Genomic DNA, 709 nt, shown 5'->3' with positions numbered 1-709 from the left:
AGTCGTAACAAGGTAACCCTAGGGGAACCTGGGGTTGGATCACCTCCTTATCTTGAAGTAAAACAACTTGATGGAAAGCTTATCTTGTATAGGTTTTCACGAGTGTCTACACAAATTACATGATAACAAATTAAAGAATACCCTCGATGGGGCTATAGCTCAGCTGGGAGAGCGCCTGCCTTGCACGCAGGAGGTCAGCAGTTCGATCCTGCTTAGCTCCACCATCATGTATTCTTACTAAAGAAAGAAACCAAACTTAAGGTGTTCACTTGAACAATTTACGTTTGGTTTTTTAAACCAAGTTTTTAACCGAATGCGTGTTAATTACAAGTTCTTTAACAATCTGGAAAGCTGATATAAATACCGATAGTTATTTATAAGCAAAGGGTGTCGCGCTCTTTACTTAATAATAAATAATTATCACCGAATAAACATTCTCCTCGAATTGTTTATTCAACCTGAATAATGATTTTTCCTTATCATTATTCACGATAACAACTTGTTGTTATCAACTCTTATTCAAGCACTTTATTGTGTGCGTGAAAATGTCAGACTTTACAATTGCTGTGGTTTAGTCACCACGGCGTACTAAGTGTTTTACTTGTCGCTTTTAGCTTCAAGCTAAAGACTACTTGGGGTTGTATGGTTAAGTGACTAAGCGTATGTGGTGGATGCCTTGGCAGTTAGAGGCGATGAAAGACGTGTTAAT

Annotated in this window: 1 tRNA gene; it reads left to right on the top strand. The window is 38.1% G+C overall.

The annotated features are described in order from the left end of the window. Nucleotides 1–148 precede the first annotated feature (148 nt). Nucleotides 149–224 (top strand) — tRNA-Ala (locus ACRRSQ_RS20590). Nucleotides 225–709 lie beyond the last annotated feature (485 nt).

It is taken from the genome of Thalassotalea sp. PLHSN55, from assembly GCF_052030545.1.
Lineage (GTDB): Bacteria > Pseudomonadota > Gammaproteobacteria > Enterobacterales > Alteromonadaceae > CANMXU01.
Note: the sequence above shows the minus strand (reverse complement) of the source record. Positions and strands in the feature narration are given on the sequence as shown.